The sequence below is a fragment of the Streptomyces sp. NEAU-174 genome (assembly GCF_052665095.1).
In genome coordinates this window covers 540,042-558,855 of record NZ_JBQTCE010000007.1, presented here as the reverse complement: position 1 = coordinate 558,855, position 18,814 = coordinate 540,042, and the positions used below count along the sequence as shown (strand labels likewise).

At 70.1% G+C, this 18,814-nt stretch carries 17 protein-coding genes and 3 pseudogenes; 15 read left to right on the top strand and 5 right to left on the bottom strand.

Features of this window, described 5'->3' with window-relative positions; genetic code table 11:
- Complete coding sequence (locus ACT2CW_RS23180; protein ID WP_182473857.1) at positions 1–396, bottom strand: DUF2267 domain-containing protein; 396 nt, start codon at positions 394–396, stop codon at positions 1–3.
- A gap of 106 nt (positions 397–502) precedes the next feature.
- A pseudogene (locus ACT2CW_RS23175) lies at positions 503–604 on the bottom strand (Hsp20/alpha crystallin family protein); the annotation flags it as partial.
- 192 nt (positions 605–796) lie between these two features.
- Here ACT2CW_RS23175 and ACT2CW_RS23170 point away from each other — a divergent pair.
- Entirely contained in the window at positions 797–1,147 is a 351-nt protein-coding gene (locus ACT2CW_RS23170; protein WP_445518132.1) for an Hsp20 family protein, read from the top strand.
- A 99-nt stretch (positions 1,148–1,246) separates the two neighbouring features.
- Here ACT2CW_RS23170 and ACT2CW_RS23165 read toward each other — a convergent pair whose 3' ends face one another.
- Complete coding sequence (locus tag ACT2CW_RS23165) at positions 1,247–1,669, bottom strand: Hsp20/alpha crystallin family protein (protein WP_445518105.1); 423 nt, start codon at positions 1,667–1,669, stop codon at positions 1,247–1,249.
- Between the two features lie 567 nt (positions 1,670–2,236).
- Between ACT2CW_RS23165 and ACT2CW_RS23160 the strand changes: the two genes are divergently transcribed.
- The gene (locus ACT2CW_RS23160) at positions 2,237–2,659 is read left to right on the top strand and encodes an Hsp20/alpha crystallin family protein (RefSeq protein ID WP_164436771.1); all 423 of its coding nucleotides are present in this window, start codon (positions 2,237–2,239) and stop codon (positions 2,657–2,659) included.
- A gap of 214 nt (positions 2,660–2,873) precedes the next feature.
- On the opposite strand, the gene ACT2CW_RS23155 is transcribed toward ACT2CW_RS23160, so the two are convergent.
- Positions 2,874–3,026, bottom strand: a complete 153-nt coding sequence (locus ACT2CW_RS23155; protein ID WP_166484461.1) for a hypothetical protein — start codon at positions 3,024–3,026, stop codon at positions 2,874–2,876.
- Positions 3,027–3,379: 353 nt separating this feature from the next.
- On the opposite strand from ACT2CW_RS23155, the gene ACT2CW_RS23150 reads away from it, so the two are divergent.
- Positions 3,380–3,685 (top strand): hypothetical protein, encoded by a 306-nt coding sequence (locus ACT2CW_RS23150; protein WP_445518104.1) that lies wholly within the window; start codon positions 3,380–3,382, stop codon positions 3,683–3,685.
- A gap of 788 nt (positions 3,686–4,473) precedes the next feature.
- On the top strand, positions 4,474–5,466 hold the full coding sequence (locus ACT2CW_RS23145) for an aldo/keto reductase (RefSeq protein WP_445518103.1): 993 nt from the start codon (positions 4,474–4,476) through the stop codon (positions 5,464–5,466).
- Here the strand turns inward: ACT2CW_RS23145 and ACT2CW_RS23140 are convergent.
- Complete coding sequence (locus tag ACT2CW_RS23140) at positions 5,463–5,675, bottom strand: hypothetical protein (RefSeq protein WP_445518102.1); 213 nt, start codon at positions 5,673–5,675, stop codon at positions 5,463–5,465. The two genes, ACT2CW_RS23145 and ACT2CW_RS23140, sit on opposite strands and share 4 nt — an antisense overlap.
- Positions 5,676–6,177: 502 nt before the next feature.
- Here ACT2CW_RS23140 and ACT2CW_RS23135 point away from each other — a divergent pair.
- The 11 genes and pseudogenes from ACT2CW_RS23135 to ACT2CW_RS23085 all read left to right on the top strand — a co-directional run.
- A pseudogene (locus tag ACT2CW_RS23135) lies at positions 6,178–6,429 on the top strand (SpoIIE family protein phosphatase); the annotation flags it as partial.
- A 28-nt stretch (positions 6,430–6,457) separates the two neighbouring features.
- Entirely contained in the window at positions 6,458–8,845 is a 2,388-nt protein-coding gene (locus tag ACT2CW_RS23130) for a SpoIIE family protein phosphatase (protein WP_445518101.1), read from the top strand.
- 73 nt (positions 8,846–8,918) lie between these two features.
- A pseudogene (locus tag ACT2CW_RS23125) lies at positions 8,919–9,448 on the top strand (zinc-binding dehydrogenase); the annotation flags it as partial.
- Positions 9,449–9,696: 248 nt separating this feature from the next.
- Positions 9,697–11,622 (top strand): molecular chaperone DnaK, encoded by a 1,926-nt coding sequence (dnaK, locus tag ACT2CW_RS23120; RefSeq protein WP_445518100.1) that lies wholly within the window; start codon positions 9,697–9,699, stop codon positions 11,620–11,622.
- A 56-nt stretch (positions 11,623–11,678) separates the two neighbouring features.
- Positions 11,679–12,278 carry a nucleotide exchange factor GrpE gene (locus tag ACT2CW_RS23115; protein WP_445518099.1) on the top strand — a complete coding sequence of 200 codons (600 nt, stop codon included), beginning with the start codon at positions 11,679–11,681 and terminating at the stop codon, positions 12,276–12,278.
- Positions 12,279–12,285: 7 nt separating this feature from the next.
- Positions 12,286–13,251, top strand: a complete 966-nt coding sequence (locus tag ACT2CW_RS23110) for a DnaJ C-terminal domain-containing protein (protein WP_445518098.1) — start codon at positions 12,286–12,288, stop codon at positions 13,249–13,251.
- Positions 13,248–13,616, top strand: a complete 369-nt coding sequence (locus ACT2CW_RS23105; RefSeq protein WP_445518097.1) for a chaperone modulator CbpM — start codon at positions 13,248–13,250, stop codon at positions 13,614–13,616. Before ACT2CW_RS23110 ends, ACT2CW_RS23105 begins: the two co-directional genes overlap by 4 nt.
- Positions 13,607–16,270, top strand: coding sequence for an ATP-dependent chaperone ClpB (gene clpB / locus ACT2CW_RS23100; RefSeq protein ID WP_445518096.1), 2,664 nt, complete (start codon positions 13,607–13,609; stop codon positions 16,268–16,270). Before ACT2CW_RS23105 ends, clpB begins: the two co-directional genes overlap by 10 nt.
- 6 nt (positions 16,271–16,276) lie before the next feature.
- Positions 16,277–16,741: a thioredoxin gene (gene trxA, locus ACT2CW_RS23095; RefSeq protein ID WP_445518095.1), complete on the top strand. Its 465-nt coding sequence runs from the start codon at positions 16,277–16,279 to the stop codon at positions 16,739–16,741.
- Positions 16,742–16,746: 5 nt separating this feature from the next.
- On the top strand, positions 16,747–17,010 hold the full coding sequence (locus tag ACT2CW_RS23090; protein ID WP_445518094.1) for a UBP-type zinc finger domain-containing protein: 264 nt from the start codon (positions 16,747–16,749) through the stop codon (positions 17,008–17,010).
- On the top strand, positions 17,010–18,812 hold the full coding sequence (locus tag ACT2CW_RS23085; protein ID WP_445518093.1) for an FAD-dependent oxidoreductase: 1,803 nt from the start codon (positions 17,010–17,012) through the stop codon (positions 18,810–18,812). The genes ACT2CW_RS23090 and ACT2CW_RS23085 overlap by 1 nt, the downstream gene beginning before the upstream one ends.
- The last annotated feature ends 2 nt before the right edge of the window (positions 18,813–18,814 follow it).

Genomic DNA, 18,814 nt, shown 5'->3' with positions numbered 1-18,814 from the left:
TCAGCTTGACTGTGGGCGTCCGAAGAGCAGGTCGTAGCCCGGCGGGAGCTGGAGCAGGATGCGGTTCATCAAGTCCTCACCCGCGACATCGGCCACGACGCTGAGTACCGCGCTGACGTCCCAGGTCGCGGTCTTCTCGGTGGCGCCTTCGATCCAGGCTGCGGTCGCCCGGACGAACCGCTCGGGTGACAGCGGTTCGTGCGCCTGGAGGGGACTGAGGAGGACCAGCGCCAGTGATTCGGGCAGCCGGGCGGCCAACTCGGCGCGTACCTCACCCACCAGATGAGCGCCCAGCAGTGCCAAGACGACGCGGGAAGCTCGTTCTGCCTCCTGCGGTGTGGGATATTCGCCGCGTTCCTGGATCGCGGCGATGAACGCGTCCCAGTGCATGCGCATGACGTCTTCCCTCCCGGATGGACGGCCGCGCAGAGGCGAAGCGCACGGACGGAAGCCGCTGTGCCCGTCTCCTGTCGCGGTCTTCGGCCGCTGATGTACACGTGTACGAGTCGCCGCCGCTGACGGCGATCTTGCGGTGCTTGGCCTGATCGGCGACCGGGGTACACGGCCGCAGCACGCCGGCCCGGTGCGACGCGTCGATGCGATCATGCTTTCGCCGCCTCATGCGCTGCCGCGGTGCCTGGCACCTGCTGGTTCGAACCGCTCCAGCCCACGGAAGGGGCCGGTCCGCGCGAGCATCATCGATCTCCTCACCTACTCCCCTCGACGATGGGATGGACTCCTCGACGCAGTCCTATCTTGCTCCTATCCGGAGACTTGACGCCTAGCCGAAGCGGCAATCCGAGGTGGCTGCGGCCTATTCCACTACCGGGTGACGCTGCCGCAGAACGCCGGCGCAGAACACATCAGCGCCGAACTCGCTGAGGGGGTACTCACCGTCAGGGTCCCCAAGGCCAGAAGGCCAGGCCCCGGCCGCAATCCGCCATGCGCCCCGCCGACGGAGCGGCAGCCACCGGCGGGGAGTGAGCAAGACGGGGGCGGGATGGGCAGCCCAACGGGCCGGCCGCGCGCCGGGCCCGCACGCTGTCCTTGTGCAATGACGTTCGTCGAGGGCGTCGGTCACGCGGCTTCGCAGTGTTTGTTGCCGGCCAGGACGGTCCGCTGCCCCAGGCCCAGACGCTGGCGGTGACGCCTGCGGCCAGCGGGATGACCAGCCACAGCAAGGCGCCCACGATCAATATCTCCTTCGTCGTCGGTCGGCGTTGGCGCGCATGGGTCAGGCGGCTCCTCAAGCGGTGAGGTGCCTGGGTGCCCCGCCCGAGATGGCGATCTTGCGAGGCTTGGCGTGTGAGGCCAGCGGGATGCGCAGCGTGAGGACGCCGTTGTCATAGGCAGCCTCGGCCGCTGTGGTGTCCAGGGCGTCGGAAAGGGCCAGACGGCGCGTGAAACGGCCGGTGGGGCGCTCGTTCAACAAGGGGCGGGCGTCGGCAGGAATCGGGGACGGGCGCTCGGCGGTCAGTACCAGCCTGTCGCGCTCCGTGGTCACCTCAATGCTGGAGCGGTCCATGCCCGGCAGGTCGAACTGTAGGTAGAGCGCTTCATCGTCACGCCAGGCATCCGCCGCGATGATGGTGCCAGCCGTAGTGGCGGTCTGCGCGAGCTGGTGCACGAGTCGGTCGAGATCACCCAGAGCGCCGGTGCGCGCAAGCATGTCCTGTTCTCCCTTCAATCTGCACACCCCGCAGGATGTCGACGGTCCGCAGTGCGGCCGGACGAAAATAAGTACTGTCCATCCATATAGCCGACCCGCACACTTATTGACAAGCCTCCGCTGGATGTAGTTGACAGATGCCCACTCAACCTCTTCCCGCGAGGACAGTCGGTTGCGCCGACGGAGGTGACCCGCGCGCGCGACGGTATGACCGGTCGGCGCAGATAGCTGGGGTCGCCACGCGGATGCGGCATGAGGTGCGGCATGCGTGGTGGTGGCGGGCCTCTGCCGCGGTGCCGGTCCGGTGGCGGAAGGGTCGCCGTCCGGTGCGCGCATGGCCCGCAGGTCCCCGGCCCTGCTTTCTTCAGCGCGCCGCGGACCGGCCTGCCGTGCGCTCAGGCGTACCGGAAGTGTGACGCACCGTACAGCCTGGCTGGCTCTGTCGACCGACTGCCGCAAAGAGCGCTGCGCCATCAAAAAATTGAGCCGAGAGTTGTCAACTTTTCAGCGGGGTGGTATATCAGAAGTAGAAGAAAAACAGCGGAACGACCTTCAGGAGGGATGATCATGCTGATGCGGACGGATCCCTTCCGCGAGCTTGACCGGCTCGTCGATCGGGTCTGGGGCACGGCCGCGCACCCGGCTGGCATGCCGATGGATGCCTGGCGCGAGGGCCACACGTTCTTCGTGGAGCTGGACCTGCCGGGTGTGAACCCGGAGTCCATCGACCTCGATGTCGAGCGCAACGTCCTGACGGTGAAGGCCGAACGCAAGCAGGCATACGGCGCCGACAGTGACACGGTGATCACCGAGCGGCCTGCGGGGACGTTCAGTCGGCAGCTGTTCCTGGGTGACACTCTCGACGCTGAGCAGATCGAAGCCTCCTACGAGGCGGGTGTGCTGAAGCTGCGCGTTCCGGTCGCCGAGCAGGCCAAGCCCCGCAAGATCGCGATCAGTGGCGGCAGTGACCGCAAGGAACTGGACAGCTGACCCGGCAATAGCTTCGTCTCGAGGCCCCGGGCGGTCGGCGCGGGGCCTCACCGCCTTCGGGGCTGTCGGGCGGTACGATCAGTTCAAAACTGGTCGCCAGGAGTTGGCACTCATGGCATGACGGATGGTCTCCAGTCCGTCAGCGGTCCCCCGCAAGGGCGCCGCAGGCTGGAGACGGCGCCAGTCGGTCTCGCGCGTGCGGGTTTGGTGCGCATCAGGACCGGGTCGGACGTTCTGGCTCTCCGCCATTGGCGTCGAACACCTTGGTGAAGGTGGCCCCGCACCGGCAGCGGGAGTGCTCGATCAGTTCCCCGTCTTCGGACACGCTCAGCCCCTGGCTGAGCCGCACATGCACGTGATCGGCCATGGCGAGCTGCTTTCTTTGACATCCTTGGTCGGACCATGGTGGAGGCGGGCCCCTTCGCCTGGCAATGCCGCAGCTCACACCGTCGTCGTGGTTCTTGAACTGCGTGACGAGGTGGTCGACGACCCGCTGGGCGCCACGCCGCCGGCCGGGCCCTCGTCCTGGCCGGCGGAGCGTCCGTGCTCGCGGCGAGCGTAGCTGCTTGTCTGCCGTGGCCGACATCCGGCGGGATGTCCCGCCACCGCGATCGGACTACCTGGCGGCCTCCAGATCGGCGGACCGCGTGTGTCCCTGAAGGGTGTCTTTATTGCCGTACGGCGACTGACCAGGGGCTTTGCGGCCGCTCGAGTGTGGGCATGATCGGTGATCGTGGGTATGCGACTGCCAACGCCGAGATCCTCGCTCTCCGCCATGAGGTCGCTGTGCTGCGTCGGCAGATCGAGCGTCCGCAGGTGGTCAGCCCTGACGTATTGCGGTTCCGGGAGGAGTTGCTGACTAGGTGGCCAGATGTGGACGACGTTCTGGAGCCGTCTCGATTCGACCTGGAAGAGGAACCGGATGACGCCGGAAAGTACGTCCTCCTGACCCAGGCGCACGGCGCAGGCTGGTTCGAGAACTACAGTAACCGGCGCGGCCCGGCCGCATGCGCTCCAGCTCCGTGAGGACCGGTTCGAGTCGGCCGGTTCAGGGCGTGCCAGACGGAACGCCTCCAGCGCCGTCCCGGGTTCCGCGTTGTCGACGAGGACCGAATAGCACCAGGGAGACCCGTGAAGTCCCACGCGACCAGGTCGTGCGCGTCAGCCCTGGTGCGCTGGCCGGTCTCGTCGTGGAGTTGCTGGAAGAGATCCCCCGCGGTGCCAGGGAGAATGGAGCGGTGCGCGATGATCCCCCGCAGCGCGAGTTCCACGGTCTCCTTGCCGGCCACCCGGTAGCGAGCCGACTCCTCGATCGCCTTCCGGGCCGCCGGGGGATCGCCCAAGTGCAGGTGCGTGAGGGCCAGTACGGTGAGCGACCGCCGCAGGTTTTCCGGGTCCCGATGGTCGCGTGTGATACCGACCGCTGCTCGACCGCCGCTCGCGCCTGGCCGTACCTGTCCTGATAGAGGGACAGCTCGGCCGTAGCGTTGAGCAGGTCCGCCTGGAGCGAGGGGTCGGGGCGGGCCGTGACCAGTTCGTCGCACCTGGCCAGCATCGTCAGCGCATCGGGATCTCGTTGAGCTCGGCGTACCACCTGACCAGCCGCAGGGCGGCGCCTGACGCCAGTTCGGGCTCCGTCTCGTGGGCGGCCATGAATCGCGCGCTGGTAGTTCACCCGCTCCCGCCGCGCCTGACCCGCCGGCGGGGGCCGGTCCTTCGGCTTGACTTCGAGCGCGCTCCAAGTCCTAGTTTCGGGGGCGTTCGTCAGTGCTCAAGGTACCGCCCGGTCCGCCGGGCAGGAGGAGTATCCGCGCATGATCACCCGAACCTCGCTCGGCTCGCCCGGTCTCACCGTCAGCGCGATGGGCCTGGGGTGCATGGGGATGAGCGAGAGCTATGGCGCCGCCGACTGGGACGGCGGCCTGGCCACCATCGACCGGGCCCTGGAGCTGGGCATCACGTTCCTGGACACCGCCGACGCCTACGGCACCGGGCACAACGAGGTGCTGGTGGGCCGGGCCATCCACGGCCGCCGGGACCAGGTGCAGCTGGCCACCAAGTTCGGCATCGACCGCAGTGCCGGCGACCGGGCACGCCGCATCCGCGGTGCCCGGGACTACGTGCTGCGCTCCTGCGACGCCTCGCTGCTGCGGCTCGGCGTCGAGGTGATCGACCTGTACTACGCCCACCGCCCGCCCCAGGACGTGGAGATCGAGGAGACCGTCGGGGCGATGGCCGAGCTGGTCGAGGCGGGCAAGGTCCGCCATCTGGGCCTGTCCGAGGTCGACGGCGAGCTGCTGCGCCGGGCGCACGCGGTGCACCCGATCACCGCGGTGCAGAGCGAGTACTCGCTGTGGACCCGCGACGTCGAGGCGGTCACCCCGGTGATGGCCGAGCTGGGGGTCGGGCTGGTGCCGTACTCGCCGCTGGGGCGGGGGTTCCTGACCGGCACCCTGGACCGCTCCTCACTGGGCGAGAAGGACTTCCGGCGCACCAACCCCCGCTTCGCCGGCGAGGCGGGCGAGGCCAACGAGAAGATCGCGCAGACCGTGCGCGAGGTGGCCGACCGGCTGGGTGCCACCCCGGCCCAGGTGGCGCTGGCCTGGGTGTACGCCCAGGCCGAGCGGCTCGGGGTGGCGGTGGCGACCATTCCGGGCACCCGCAGCCCGGCCCGGCTGGAGCAGAACGCGGCCGCGCTGGAGCTCACCCTGGACGCCGAGGCGCTGGCCGCGCTGGACCCGCTGAGCGACCAGGTGATGGGCGAGCGCTACACCCCCGCGCACACCGCTGAGGTCGCTCGGGGTTAGCCGGTGGGCTCGACGCGCAGGACGTCCAGCTCGACGACGTCGTCGACGTCGCGCCCACCGGTGACCTCGCCGGTCACGACCAGCCGGGGTCGGGCCGGCGGTGCCCCGTACCGCTCGACGGCCAGGATCGCGCCCCGGTTGCCGGAGCCCGGGGAGATCTCGCCGTAGGAGACCAGCGCCCGGTACCCGTCCGCGTCCACCGCGGGCACGCCGACGCTCAGCTGGACAGCGCCGATGGGCGGACCAGGGTGCCGCGGGCCAGTCGGATGCAGTCGATCATGTCGCGCGTGTCCTGCCGGTGGTCGTAGTGGCGGAAGACGGTCGAGGGCGCGTCATGCGGGTCGGTGGACCGTCCACGTGTGCGCGGACGCCGATGGGCAGCGGCAGGTTTGGGCGAGGTGTGGCCGAAGTCGACCTGGGCGAGGACCGGGAGGCTCTCGCCGTCTGGGAGGGGCCGACAGCGGAAAGGAACCGGAGGTGCGGCCCGGGGCGGAGCTGCTGGTACGGGCGCTGGAGGAGCTGACGAGAGCCGTAGGCCGGACACGACTGGAGCGGGGACGCGGTGGCCACGGACGACGCCGGAAGAGAGCCCGCCGTACAGTTGCTCGTATGGCGGACGCGGATGTGTCGACCTCGGCCGGGGCCGCCGACCAGCTGATCGAGGAGCTGGTCAGCGCCATCCAGCAAGCCTCCGCTGCGGAGTTTCCGGAGGTCCACTCGGCGCTGTCGACCTGGCTCCCGGATCAGTTCTGCACCGGCATCTTCACCCCGTTGCACATGCCCACGGGGGTGCTGCGCTGGTCCGACTGCGGCCATCCGTTGCACGAGGCGGCCCTGGAACCCGGTGATCGGATTCTGCTGTACACCGACGGTGTCGTGGAATCGCACAATGAGGGAGGCGAACAATTCGGCCCGGACCGCTTCACCGACCACATCGTCCGGTCGACGGCCGCCGGGCAGAACGAATGGTGGCCGCCGGGGCCGTAAGACGATGTCCCCCGTGGTGAACGAGCCTCTCGACATGGTGTACCTGGCCACGGCCACGATGGATTCGCACGGCGTCGTGACCGGGTGGAGCGAGGGCGCCCAGCGGCTGCTCGGCTACCGGCCCGAGGAGATCGTGGGGCGAGCGGTGACCGAGCTGTGGGCCGGGGAGGCCGCCGTCGAGGCGGTCGGGCGTTGCCTGGCCGGCCGGTCGAGGTGGAGCGGACGGGTGGGGCTGTGCCGCCGTGACGGCCATCGTATGGAGGCGGAGGCGCTGGCGCACCGCGTGCCGGCGGACGGCGGTGCCACCGGGTGGCTCCTGGTGTTCGCCGTCGCGCCGGAACCGCGTTCGCCCGAGGCCGACGCGGCTGTGGGGGCGTTCACCCAGGCCCCGTGCGTGCTCGCGGTCTTCGACACGGACCTGCGGCTGGTACGGGCGAACGCCGACATGGAGGCGGCGGCCGCCCTCACCGAGGATCGGATGCGCGGTATGCGCCTGGTCGAGATCCTGTCGCATCCGGAGAGCGAGAAGACCGAAGAGGGCATGCGCCACGTGCTGGAAAGCGGCGAACGGCAGGTCCTGGAGGCTTATCTGCGGGTGCCGGGGGAGAGCCGCGAGCACGCCTGGACGATCTCGCTCGCACCGCTCAAGGACCGGACGGGCCGCGTGTACGGCGTGTGCCTCGCCGCGTACGACACGACCCGCCGGCACCAGGCCCAGCAGCGGCTGCTGCTGCTGAACGAGGCGGGGAAGCGCATCGGCTCCACCCTGGACCTCGCGCATGTCGCCCATGAACTGGCCGACGTGGCCGTCCCCCGGGTCGCCGATTTCGTCGGCGTCGACCTGCTCACCTTTCTCGACCGGGGTGAGGAACCCCCCTCGGGCCCGCTGTCCGGTCCCATCACCATGCGCCGCGCCGCCCATCGCTCCGTCCTCCCCGGAACCCCGGAGGCCGTGGTCGACGTGGGCGAACTGGACACCCACCCGGAGTCTTCACCGTCGGCCGAATGCCTGGCCGAGGGCCGGGCCGTCCGCTACCAGATGACCGACGAGCTCATGGTCCGGTGGGACGCCCTCGATCCGGTACGGGCCGCCCGGATCCGGGAGTACGGGATCCACTCGGAGCTGGTGGTGCCGATGCGCACCCGCGGTGTCACCCTTGGCGTGGTGTTCTTCGCGCGCCACCGGACGCCAGTGCCGTTCGACGAGGACGACCTGCTGCTGGCCGAGGAAATCACGGCCCGAGCGGCCGTATGCGTGGACAACGCACGCCGCTACAAGCGCGAGCGCATGACGGCCAGGGCTCTGCGGCGCAATCTGCTGCCGCGGCGCCTGCCCGACCTGGCCGCGGTGGAGGTCACCTCGCGCTATCTGCCCTCGGAAACCTGGGCCGGCGTGGGCGGCGACTGGTTCGACGTGATCCCGCTCTCCGGCGCTCGCGCCGCCCTGGTGGTCGGCGACACCGTGGGCCGCGGCGTCGAGGCGTCCGCCACCATGGGGCGGCTGCGCAGCGCCGTACGCACCCTGGCCGATATCGATCTGCCGCCCGGCGAGCTGCTCACCCACCTCGACGATCTCGTGACCCGGCTGGCCGCCGAGGACGAGCCCGAACCCCCCGAGGCCACCGGCGCCACCTGCCTGTACGCGGTCTACGACCCGGTCTCCCGCCACTGCACGATCGCCAGCGCCGGCCACCCCCCGCCCGTCGTGGTCACCCCGGACGGCAGCGCCGACATCCTCGACGTCCCCAACGGCCCGCCCCTCGGCCTCGGCACCCTGCCCTTCGAGGCGGTCGAGACCGAACTGTCCGAGGGCAGTGTCCTCGCCCTCTACACCGACGGTCTGGTCGAGGGCCACGACCGCGCGATCGACGAGGGACTGGAGGCGCTGTGCGAGGCCCTGGCCCAGCCGGGCCCGTCCCTGGACGCCCTCGGCGACACCGTCCTGCGGACTCTGCTCCCCGCCCGCCCCGAAGACGATGTCGCCCTGCTCCTCGCCCGCGCCCGGGCCCTCGGCCCCGACCGGGTCGCCACCTGGGAGATCCCCCGGGAACCCGCCGTCGTCTCCCGGATCCGGCGGGAGGTCACCGCCCGACTGATGGACTGGGGACTGGAGAAGCTGGTCCTCACCACCGAGCTGGTCGTCAGCGAACTGGTCACCAACGCGATCCGCTACGGCCGCCCGCCCATCCGGCTGCGCCTGATCCGCGACCGCGCGCTCATCTGCGAGGTCTCCGATTTCAGCAGCACGGCACCGCATCTGCGCCGGGCCCGCGCGCTCGACGAGGGCGGCCGCGGCCTCTTCCTGGTGGCCCAACTCGCCCAGCGCTGGGGCACTCGCCTGGAGGCCCATGGCAAGACCATCTGGGCCGAGCAGGACCTCTCCGACGACTGAGCCGGGGCCGAGGGCGCCGCCCCACCACCCCTGCCGGCTGTGGTCGCGTTCGCAGTGCCCGGGTGAGACCGACCACGCCACCGAGATGGCGGGTGTCAAGCCCGGGGACCAGACCGTCATCTACGGTGCGGGTCCCGTGGGGCTGATGGCGGCCTACTCGGCGGTGATCAAGGGTGCTGGACGGGTGTGGGTGTGCGACTTCCACACCGATCGGTTGCGCAAGGCCGAGGAGATCGGCGCCCTGCCGATCGACATGCGCGAGCAGGACCCGGGTGAGGTCATCAAGGAAGCCACTTTGGGGCTCGGCGCCGACAACGGCTGCGAGTGCGTCGGCTACCAGGCCCATGACCCGTCGGGCCACGAGGACGCCTCCCGCACGATGAACGGCCTGATCGAGAACGTCCGCTTCACCGGGTGCATCGGCGTCGTGGGCGTGTTCGCACCCGAGGACCCGGGCGGCAGGGAAGCCCAGCCCCAGATCGGCGACTTCGAGGCGAAGGGCAAGGTGCCTATCGACTGGGGCAAGCTGTGGTTCCGGGCCAGAAGATCGGCACCGGTCAGGCGCCGGTGAAGAGGTACAACCGCCGGCTGCGTGACCTGATCCGGCTGATCCGGCGGCTGGGCGCCGCTGTCCCGGTGCCCCGAGGCCCACGAGGCCGGGGCGGCCATCCTCGCCCGCGTCGGCCTGGGAAGCGGCGAGCTGGCCTGGGGCGGCGAAATCAGACCCCACAAGCGCGGGCGTTCATGCGTCCGATTTGTCACCCTTAGGGAGAGAGCCTGCTAACCGATCCCGCTTCTGCGGCCGACTGGGCAGTGCATGTGGCTCGTGGCCGCCCTCGGAAGGAGTTGCCATGGCCAAGGCAGTCGGTATCGACCTGGGTACGACCAATTCGGTGATCGCGGCGTGGGAGGGTGGTGAGTCCTCGGTTGTTCCGAATTCCGAGGGAAGCCGTACCACGCCGTCGGTGGTGGCGTTCACCGGTACTGGTGAGCGGCTGGTGGGGCAGTTGGCCCGGCGCCAGGCGATCCTCAATCCGAAGGGCACGATCTATTCGGCCAAGCGGTTCATCGGCCGTCACTATGACGAGGTCTCGGCCGAGGCCAGGGCGGTTGCCTATGACGTGGTCCCGGATGAGGGGGGTCTGGCCCGGTTCAGGGTGGGTGAGAGGCTGTATTCGCCGGAGGAGATCAGCGCGCAGGTGTTGCGCAAGCTGGCTGATGATGCCGGGAAGCAGTTGGGTGAGCGGGTGACGGAGGCGGTCATCACGGTGCCCGCGTATTTCAACGATGCCCAGCGCAGTGCCACCAAGGACGCGGGGGAGATCGCGGGTCTGAGCGTGCTGCGGATCATCAATGAGCCGACCGCGGCCGCCCTCGCCTACGGGCTGGACAAGAGGGGTCATGAGACCGTCCTGGTCTTCGACCTCGGCGGCGGCACCTTCGATGTGTCGATCCTGGACGTCGGGGACGGGGTGGTGGAGGTCCGCTCGACCGCGGGGGATAGTCATCTGGGCGGGGACGACTTCGACCGGCGGCTGGTGGACCATCTCGCTGATGGGTTCCAGCGGGAGAACGGCATGGATCTGCGCCGGGATCCGCAGGCGTTGCAGCGGCTTTTCGAGGCTGCGGAGAAGGCCAAGACGGAGTTGAGTTCGGTGGCTCAGACCCAGGTCAGTCTGCCGTTCATCACCGCGGATGCCTCTGGTCCGAAGCATCTGACCGAGACGGTGATGCGCTCGACGTTTGAGCAGATGACCGGTGATCTGGTGGAGCGGTGTCTGGGGCCGGTGCGGCAGGCCATGGCCGATGCCAAGGTCGGGGAGAGTGATATCGATGAGGTGATCCTGGTCGGTGGCTCGACCCGGATGCCCGCTGTGCAGGGTCTGGTGCGTCGGATGACCGGCGGCAAGGAGCCCAATATGAGCGTCAACCCCGATGAGGTGGTGGCGCTGGGGGCGGCGATCCAGGCCGGGGTGCTCAAGGGCGAGGTCAAGGATGTCCTGCTGCTCGATGTCACTCCGCTGTCGCTGGGTGTGGAGACCCGCGGCGGCGTCATGACGAAGATCATCGAGCGGAATACCACCATCCCGGTGCGGCGCACGGAGACGTTCTCCACGGCCGAGGACAACCAGCAGGCGGTGGACATTGTGATTCTCCAGGGTGAGCGTGAGCGGGCTGCGGACAATCGGGTGCTCGGGCGTTTCCAGCTGACTGGTATCCGTCCGGCGCCGCGTGGTGAGCCGCAGGTGGAGGTGACTTTCGATATCGACGCCAACGGCATCCTCAACGTCACCGCCCGGGACAAGGACACCGGTAAGGAGCAGTCCGTTCAGATCAGCGAGACCGGCAACCTCGAACGCGGCGAGGTGGAGCGGATGGTCCAGGAGGCCGAGCGCAACCGGGGCGAGGACCAGGCGCTGCGCGAGGCGGTGGACGCGCGCAACGAGCTGGACGCCGCCGCTTACCAGGTGGAGAAGCGCCTGTCGGAGCTGGGGGATGCGGTGCCCTCGCATGAGAGATCGCGTGCCGAGATGCTGGTGCACGATGCCCGTCAGGCGGTTAAGAACGAGGCCGGGACGGACCGGGCCAGGCCGTTGACCTCCGAGCTCCAGCAGGTCTACGCGGGCCTGGCCGCCCATGAGACGGCCGCTGCGGGCGCGGGCCCGGGCGGCGCGGCCGGTGGGGCCGGGGCGGGCGGTGCCCAGGACACCGGGGCGGGGGCCGGGGGCGGCGGAGGCGATGAGGACGTGATCGACGCCGAGTTCGACAAGGGCTGAACCGAAAGGCCGATCCGACGAAGGCCGATCCCACGATGGCTGATTGAGAGGCCGCCATGTCCACTCAACCGCAGCAGCCGGACCCGGTGCCGGAGGGTGCCGTGACGGAGCCGGAGCCGGATCTGCCCACTCCCGAGCGGGAGCAGCCGGGTCCACCCCAGGAGCCCGGCCCGGACGCGGCCGGCGGCCCCGCCATCGGCGAAGCCGACGAACTGGCCGCCGAGCAGGCCGCCGCGCTGGCCGAGCTCGAGGACCGCTGGCGGCGGGCCTTGGCCGATCTGGAGAATCTGCGCAAGCGTCATGCCAGGGAGCTGGAGCGGGAGCGGGCGGCGGAGCGGGCCCGTACGGCGGTGGCCCTGCTGCCTGTGGTCGACAACCTCGAACTGGCCCTCTCCCACGCCGAGGCCGACCCCGGCTCGATCGTGGAGGGTGTCAGGGCCATCCGCGACCAGGCCGTGGACAGCCTGGCCCGGCTCGGCTACGAGCGGGAGGCGGAGACGGGGGTGCCGTTCGATCCGGCCCGGCATGAGGTGGTCGGCGTGGTCGAGGACGCCGAGGCGGAACCGGGGACCGTGGTGCAGGTGCTGCGCCCCGGCTACGGGAAGGCCGATAAACAGTTGAGGCCTGCGGCTGTGGCTGTGGCGAAGCGGGAGTGAGCCGGTCATGGCGCGGGACTACTACGAGGTGCTGGGGGTGTCCCGGGGCGCGAGCCAGGATGAGATCCAGCAGGCGTTCCGTACCCAGGCCCGCCGCCACCACCCGGATGTGAACAAGGACCCCCAGGCCGAGGAGCGGTTCAAGGAGCTCAACGACGCCTACAGCGTGCTCTCCGACCCCAGGACCCGGGCCCGCTATGACCGGTTCGGTGAGGACTTCCGCAAGATCCCCGAGGACTGGGAGGAGCGCGTGGGTGCCGGTGGCGGGGGCGGTGGCTTCCGCGGCTGGACGACGGCCGGGGAGGGGGACCGGGTCCGGTTCGTCCGTGGCTTCGGCGAGGACGTCGCGGGCGGCGGGGTGGACTTCGAGGACCTGTTCGGCGCGTTCTTCGGCGGCGGCGGCGTTGGGCCGGGCGGCGCGGGCCGCGTCACCATCCCCGGGGCCGACCAGGAGGCGGAGCTGCCGCTCACCGTCGAGGACGCCTACCGCGGCGGGCGCCGCACCGTCACCCTGGCCGGTCCGACGGGGCAGCGCGGCTTCGAGGTGAACGTCCCGCCCGGCGTCGTGGACGGGCAGCGTATCCGGCTGGCCGGGCAGGGCGGCCGGGGCACCGGTGACGCACCGGCCGGGGATCTGTATCTGCGGGTGCGGATCCAGCCCCATCCGCGGTTCCGGCTGGACGGCCGGAACATCCACGTCGACCTTCCGGTGTCCCCGTGGGAGGCCGCGCTGGGTGCGACCGTCCCCGTGTCCACGCCCGGCGGCACCGCCAAGGTGACCGTCCCGCCCGGCTCCTCCAGCGGCCGCAAGCTGCGGCTGCGCGGCGAGGGCATGCCCAACCCCCGCGGCCCCGACGGCGACCTGTACGCCGAGATCCGCATCATGGTGCCGCCCCATCTCGGCGCCCGGGAGCGGGAGCTGTTCGAGCAGCTGGGCCGCACCTCCTCCTTCGACCCCCGGAGTGAGCGATGAACACGCACATACCCGGGACCGTCACGGCCACCCGCCACCCGCCCGTGACGTCCGTCCACTACGACCTGGTGCCCGCCCGCAGGCTGTCGCTTGAGACCGTGGCCGGCCGCACCGGGCTCCACCCCGACCTGATCCGGCGCTTCGTCGCCCTCGGTCTGATCGATGCCGAGCGTGACCACGCGGGGCGGCTGGTGTTCGCCCCCGACGCCCCGGCCGTGCTGGGCCGCATCGAGCGGCTGCACACCGGGCTCTGCCTGAACTACGCCTCCATCGGCCTGGTGCTCGACCTGCTCGACCGCATCGACCGGCTCGAAGCCGCACTGCGCCGCAGCGGCGCGAGGAGTGATCAATCGTCATGGACATGAACCGTCTCACCGAGAAGTCCCAGGAAGCCCTCCACAACGCCCAGACCACTGCGATGCGGTTCGGGCACACCGAAGTCGACGGCGAGCATCTGCTGTTCGCCCTCCTGGACCAGCCGGAGGGTCTGATCCCACGATTGGTCACCCAGGTGGGCGCCGACCCCGAAGCGATACGCACCCTGCTGGAAGCCGAGCTGGCCCGTAAACCGAGGGTCACCGGTCCCGGCGCCACCCCCGGACAGGTCTTCATCACCCAGCGCCTGGCCCAGGTGCTGGACACCGCCGAACGGGAGGCCAAACGCCTCAAGGACGAGTACGTCTCGGTGGAGCACCTGCTGCTCGCGCTCACCGAGGAGGGGCCCGCCACCGCGGCCGGGCGGGTGCTCAAGGAGCACGGCATCACCAAGGACGCGTTCCTGCACGCCCTCACCCAGGTCCGCGGCAGCCAGCGGGTGACCTCGGCCAATCCGGAGGTGGCGTATGAGGCGCTGGAGAAGTACGGGCGGGATCTGGTCCTGGAGGCCCGCTCGGGCAAGCTGGATCCGGTGATCGGGCGGGATGCCGAGATCCGCCGGGTGACCCAGATCCTCAGCCGCAAGTCGAAGAACAACCCCGTACTCATCGGCGACCCCGGCGTGGGCAAGACCGCCATCGTGGAGGGCCTGGCCCAGCGCATCGTCCGCGGTGACGTCCCCGAGGGGCTGCGCGACAAGACCATTTTCGCGCTGGACATGGGGTCGCTGGTGGCGGGGGCGAAGTACCGGGGGGAGTTCGAGGAGCGGCTCAAGGCCGTGCTCTCCGAGGTCACCTCCGGCCAGGGGCGGATCCTGTTGTTCGTCGACGAGCTGCACACCGTGGTCGGGGCGGGGGCCGCCGAGGGGGCCATGGATGCCGGGAACATGCTCAAGCCGATGCTGGCCCGCGGCGAGCTGCACATGATCGGGGCGACCACGCTGGATGAGTACCGCAAGCACATCGAGAAGGACGCGGCGCTGGAGCGCCGTTTCCAGATGGTGCTGGTGGACGAGCCGGGTGTGGAGGACACCATCTCGATCCTGCGCGGTCTGCGGGAGCGGCTGGAGGTCTTCCACGGCGTGAAGATCCAGGACACCGCACTGGTCTCCGCCGCCGCTCTGAGCCACCGCTATATCAGCGACCGGTTCCTTCCCGACAAGGCCATCGACCTGGTGGACGAGGCCTGTGCCCGGCTGCGTACCGAGATCGACTCCATGCCCGCCGAACTGGACGAGGTCACCCGCCGGGTCACCCGGCTGGAGATCGAGGAAGCCGCCCTCGCCAAGGAAAGCGACCCGGCCAGCCGTCGGCGGCTGGCGGAGCTGCGCCGGGAGCTGGCCGATCTGCGCGCCGAGGCCGACGCCAAACACGCCCAGTGGGAAGCCGAACGGCAGTCCATCCGCCGGGTGCAGGACCTGCGCCGGGAGCTGGAGGAGGTACGCCGCGAGGCCGAGGAGGCCGAACGCGCCTACGACCTCAACCGCGCCGCCGAACTGCGCTACGGCAAACTCCAGCAACTCCAGGCCAAACTGGCCGCCGAGGAGGAACAGCTGGCCGCCCGGCAGGGCACGCACCGCCTGCTGCGCGAGCAGGTCACCGAGGAAGAGATCGCCGACATCGTCTCCGCCTGGACCGGCATCCCGCTCTCCCGCCTGAAAGAGGGCGAACGGGAGAAGCTGCTGCGCCTGGATGAGATCCTCCAGCAGCGGGTCATCGGCCAGGACGAGGCGGTCAAGCTGGTCTGCGACGCCATCATCCGGGCCCGCTCCGGCATCCGGGACCCGCGCCGCCCGATCGGCTCGTTCATCTTCCTCGGCCCCACCGGCGTGGGAAAGACCGAGCTGGCCAAGACGCTGGCGGCCGCGCTCTTCGACACCGAGGAGAACATGATCCGCCTGGATATGAGCGAGTACCAGGAGCGGCATACCGTCAGCCGGCTGGTCGGCGCCCCGCCGGGATACGTCGGCTACGAGGAGGGCGGCCAGCTCACCGAGGCGGTCCGGCGCAAACCGTACTCGGTCCTGCTCCTGGACGAGATCGAGAAGGCGCACACCGATGTCTTCAACACCCTGCTCCAGGTCCTGGACGACGGCCGGATCACCGACGCCCAGGGACGCCTGGTCGACTTCCGCAACACCGTGATCATCATGACCTCCAACATCGGCTCGGTGCACCTGCTGGACGGCGTCACCTCCGAAGGCGAACTCAAACCCGACGCCCGGAGCCTGGTGATGAGCGAACTACGCGGCCACTTCCGCCCCGAATTCCTCAACCGCATCGACGACATCGTCCTGTTCAAGCCACTCGGCGAGGCCCAGATCGAACGCATCGTGGAACTCCAGCTCGACGAGCTGCGCAAGCGCCTGGCCGAACGCCTCATCGCCCTCGACCTCACCCCACAAGCCCGCAAGATCATCGCCCACCAGGGCTACGACCCCGTCTACGGCGCCCGCCCCCTACGCCGCTACATCTCCCACGAAGTCGAAACCCTCATCGGACGCGCCCTGCTACGCGGCGACGTCCAGGAAGGCACCACCATCAAGGTCGACGGCCAGCACGGCGAACTGGTGGTCACCTACGAACAGCCATCGGGCGAGCACGTCGAGGAGCGAGCCCGGCAGGACGTCGGAGAGGCGGCGTGACCGGCCATGCCAAGCCCGACGATCAAAGCCCGGACCATCAAGTGCCCCACCTGCGGACGCGCGAACAAGATCCCCGTGGCGGCCGAGGGCGCCCCTCGGTGCGGGAACTGCAAGTCGCCGCTGCCGTGGATCGTGGACGCGGACGAGAACGAGTTCGCCGATGTCGCCGAGAAGGCGACGCCCTTCGTCGTCGTGGATCTGTGGGCGACTTGGTGCGGGCCCTGCCGGATGGTCAGCCCCGCACTTGAGCAGGTCGCCACGGAGCTGGCGGGCAGGGTCAAACTCGTCAAGGTCGACATCGACCGCAATCCGCACCTCGCCCAGCGGTTCGAGGTGCAGGCCGTGCCGACCCTGCTCATCCTGGACAAGGGGGAGCCGGTCGCCCGCCGCGCGGGTGCCGCCCCGGCAGGCACCCTGCGCTCGTGGGTCGAGCAGGTGGCGGCGGGCCGACGGGACAGCGAGAGAGGGTGAACGCCATGGCCATCGAGCCCGATCCGCATCTGTCGATGGTGCGTCAGGTCTCCCCGCGCGGCCCCGAGGGGTGCGAGGAGTGCTTGCGGCTGGGGTCCCCCCGGGTCCATCTGCGACTCTGCCTGACCTGCGGACACGTGGGATGCTGCGACTCCTCGCCGCTCAAGCACGCGCGCGCCCACGCCTACGTCGAGCAGCATCCCATCGTGGAACCCATGGGGCCGGGCGAGACCTGGCGCTGGTGCTACGCCCACGAGGCCATGGCCTGATGTCGGGCGAGGACCGGCCCCCCGACGCCGCTCCCGACGAGGCGGTGCCGTTCGAGACCCCGGATCTGTACGGCGCCTATCCCCGGCTGTCGCAGGCCCAGATCGCGTTCCTCGCCGAACACGGGGAGCGCATCCGGGTCGAGCCGGGCCAGGTGCTGGTCCGGGAGGGGGAGCGGTGTGCGGAGTTCCTGGTCATCCTCATCGGCTCCATCGAGATCGTAGAGGCCCATGGCACCCCCGACGAGCGGGTCCTGAGGGTGCATGGGCCGGGGCGCTTCCTCGGCGAGCTGGGGCTGCTCCAGGGGCAGGTGGCCTTCTACACCGCCCGGGTCCGTGAGCCCGGGGAGGTGCTGTCCCTTCCGATCGACCGGCTGCGGGTGCTGGTCGCCCGCGATCCGATCCTCGGTGACCTCATCCTCCGCGCCTACCTGGGCCGCCGCGAGCTGCTCGTCGGGGTCGGCGCGGGCTTCCGCATCCTCGGCTCGCGCTACTCGCCCGACACCCGGCGGCTGCGCGAGTTCGCGGCCCGCAACCGGCTGCCGCACCGCTGGATCGACCTGGAGGCGGACGAGGAGGCCGAGGGACTGCTGCGCCGCTTCTCCATCCCCCCGGAAGAGACGCCGATCGTCATCTGGCGCGATCAGCGGGTGCTGCGCAACCCCAGCAATGCCGAACTGGCGCGGCTCATCGGCCTCTCCCCTCCGTCCACCGAGGAGACCCGCAGCGATCTGATCATCGTCGGCTCCGGGCCCGCCGGGCTGGCGGCCGCCGTCTACGGCGCGTCCGAGGGACTGACCACAGCCCTCCTGGACGCGATCGCCACGGGCGGCCAGGCGAGCACGTCGTCCCTCATCGAGAACTACTTCGGCTTTCCGAGCGGGATCTCCGGTTCCGACCTCGCCGAACGAGGCGAACTCCAGGCGCGCAAGTTCGGGGCCCAGGTGTGGGTTCCCGCGGAAGCGGCTTTGCTCAAGCCCGAGGACGGCGGCTACTACCGTGTCACCTTCGCCGACGGTGGCGATGTGGTGAGCCACACCGTCGTGCTGGCCACGGGCGCCTGGTACCGCAGGCTCGAAGTGCCCGGCATCGAACGGGTGGAGGGGACGAGCGTCTACTATGCGGCGACCGTGTACGAGGCGCAGCAGTGCAGCGCGGATCCGGTCGCGGTGGTCGGCGGCGGTAACTCCGCGGGCCAGGCCGCCCTCTTCCTCGCGCAGCGCGTCCCGCGCGTGCATCTGCTGGTCCGGGGCCCGGACCTCGGCGCCAAGATGTCCCGTTACCTCGTCGACCAGATCGAACGCCATCCACGGGTGAATGTGCTGCGGAACAGCGAGGTGCGCGGGGTGGCGGAGGGCGACGAGGTCCTGCGGGCCATCGTGGTGGAGAACAACCGCACGGGGGAGCGCCGCAATCTGGTCGTGCGCGCGATGTTCGTCTTCATCGGGACCCGGCCCCGTACGACGTGGCTCGGCGATGTGGTCGCCTTGGACGACCGGGGCTTCGTGCTCACCGGTGCCTCGGCGCAGGCCCGCGCGAGTGGCACGGTCTGGGAGGGCCAGGGCCGTGCCTGTCTGGGGCTGGAGACCAGTCTGCCCGGCGTCTTCGCCGCGGGCGACGTGCGCAGCGGCTCCGTCAAGCGGGTGGCCTCCGCCGCCGGCGAAGGGGCGATGGCCATCCACCAGGTCCACGAGCACCTCGGCCACACCACCGTCGACGTCGCGCGCCACCCCGATGACACAGAAGCTCCGTCCGGCCGGTTCACCGAGCCGGGCGGTGGTCACAGCACATCCCCTGCCCACTAACC

Coding starts and splice junctions, on each gene's coding strand:
- ACT2CW_RS23180 (WP_182473857.1), bottom strand. CDS start 396: ATGCGCATGCACTGGGACGCGTTCATCGCCGCGATCCAGGAACGCGGC.
- ACT2CW_RS23165 (WP_445518105.1), bottom strand. CDS start 1,669: ATGCTTGCGCGCACCGGCGCTCTGGGTGATCTCGACCGACTCGTGCAC.
- ACT2CW_RS23160 (WP_164436771.1), top strand. CDS start 2,237: ATGCTGATGCGGACGGATCCCTTCCGCGAGCTTGACCGGCTCGTCGAT.
- ACT2CW_RS23155 (WP_166484461.1), bottom strand. CDS start 3,026: ATGGCCGATCACGTGCATGTGCGGCTCAGCCAGGGGCTGAGCGTGTCC.
- ACT2CW_RS23150 (WP_445518104.1), top strand. CDS start 3,380: ATGATCGGTGATCGTGGGTATGCGACTGCCAACGCCGAGATCCTCGCT.
- ACT2CW_RS23145 (WP_445518103.1), top strand. CDS start 4,474: ATGATCACCCGAACCTCGCTCGGCTCGCCCGGTCTCACCGTCAGCGCG.
- ACT2CW_RS23130 (WP_445518101.1), top strand. CDS start 6,458: ATGTCCCCCGTGGTGAACGAGCCTCTCGACATGGTGTACCTGGCCACG.
- dnaK (WP_445518100.1), top strand. CDS start 9,697: ATGGCCAAGGCAGTCGGTATCGACCTGGGTACGACCAATTCGGTGATC.
- ACT2CW_RS23115 (WP_445518099.1), top strand. CDS start 11,679: ATGTCCACTCAACCGCAGCAGCCGGACCCGGTGCCGGAGGGTGCCGTG.
- ACT2CW_RS23110 (WP_445518098.1), top strand. CDS start 12,286: ATGGCGCGGGACTACTACGAGGTGCTGGGGGTGTCCCGGGGCGCGAGC.
- ACT2CW_RS23105 (WP_445518097.1), top strand. CDS start 13,248: ATGAACACGCACATACCCGGGACCGTCACGGCCACCCGCCACCCGCCC.
- clpB (WP_445518096.1), top strand. CDS start 13,607: ATGGACATGAACCGTCTCACCGAGAAGTCCCAGGAAGCCCTCCACAAC.
- trxA (WP_445518095.1), top strand. CDS start 16,277: ATGCCAAGCCCGACGATCAAAGCCCGGACCATCAAGTGCCCCACCTGC.
- ACT2CW_RS23090 (WP_445518094.1), top strand. CDS start 16,747: ATGGCCATCGAGCCCGATCCGCATCTGTCGATGGTGCGTCAGGTCTCC.
- ACT2CW_RS23085 (WP_445518093.1), top strand. CDS start 17,010: ATGTCGGGCGAGGACCGGCCCCCCGACGCCGCTCCCGACGAGGCGGTG.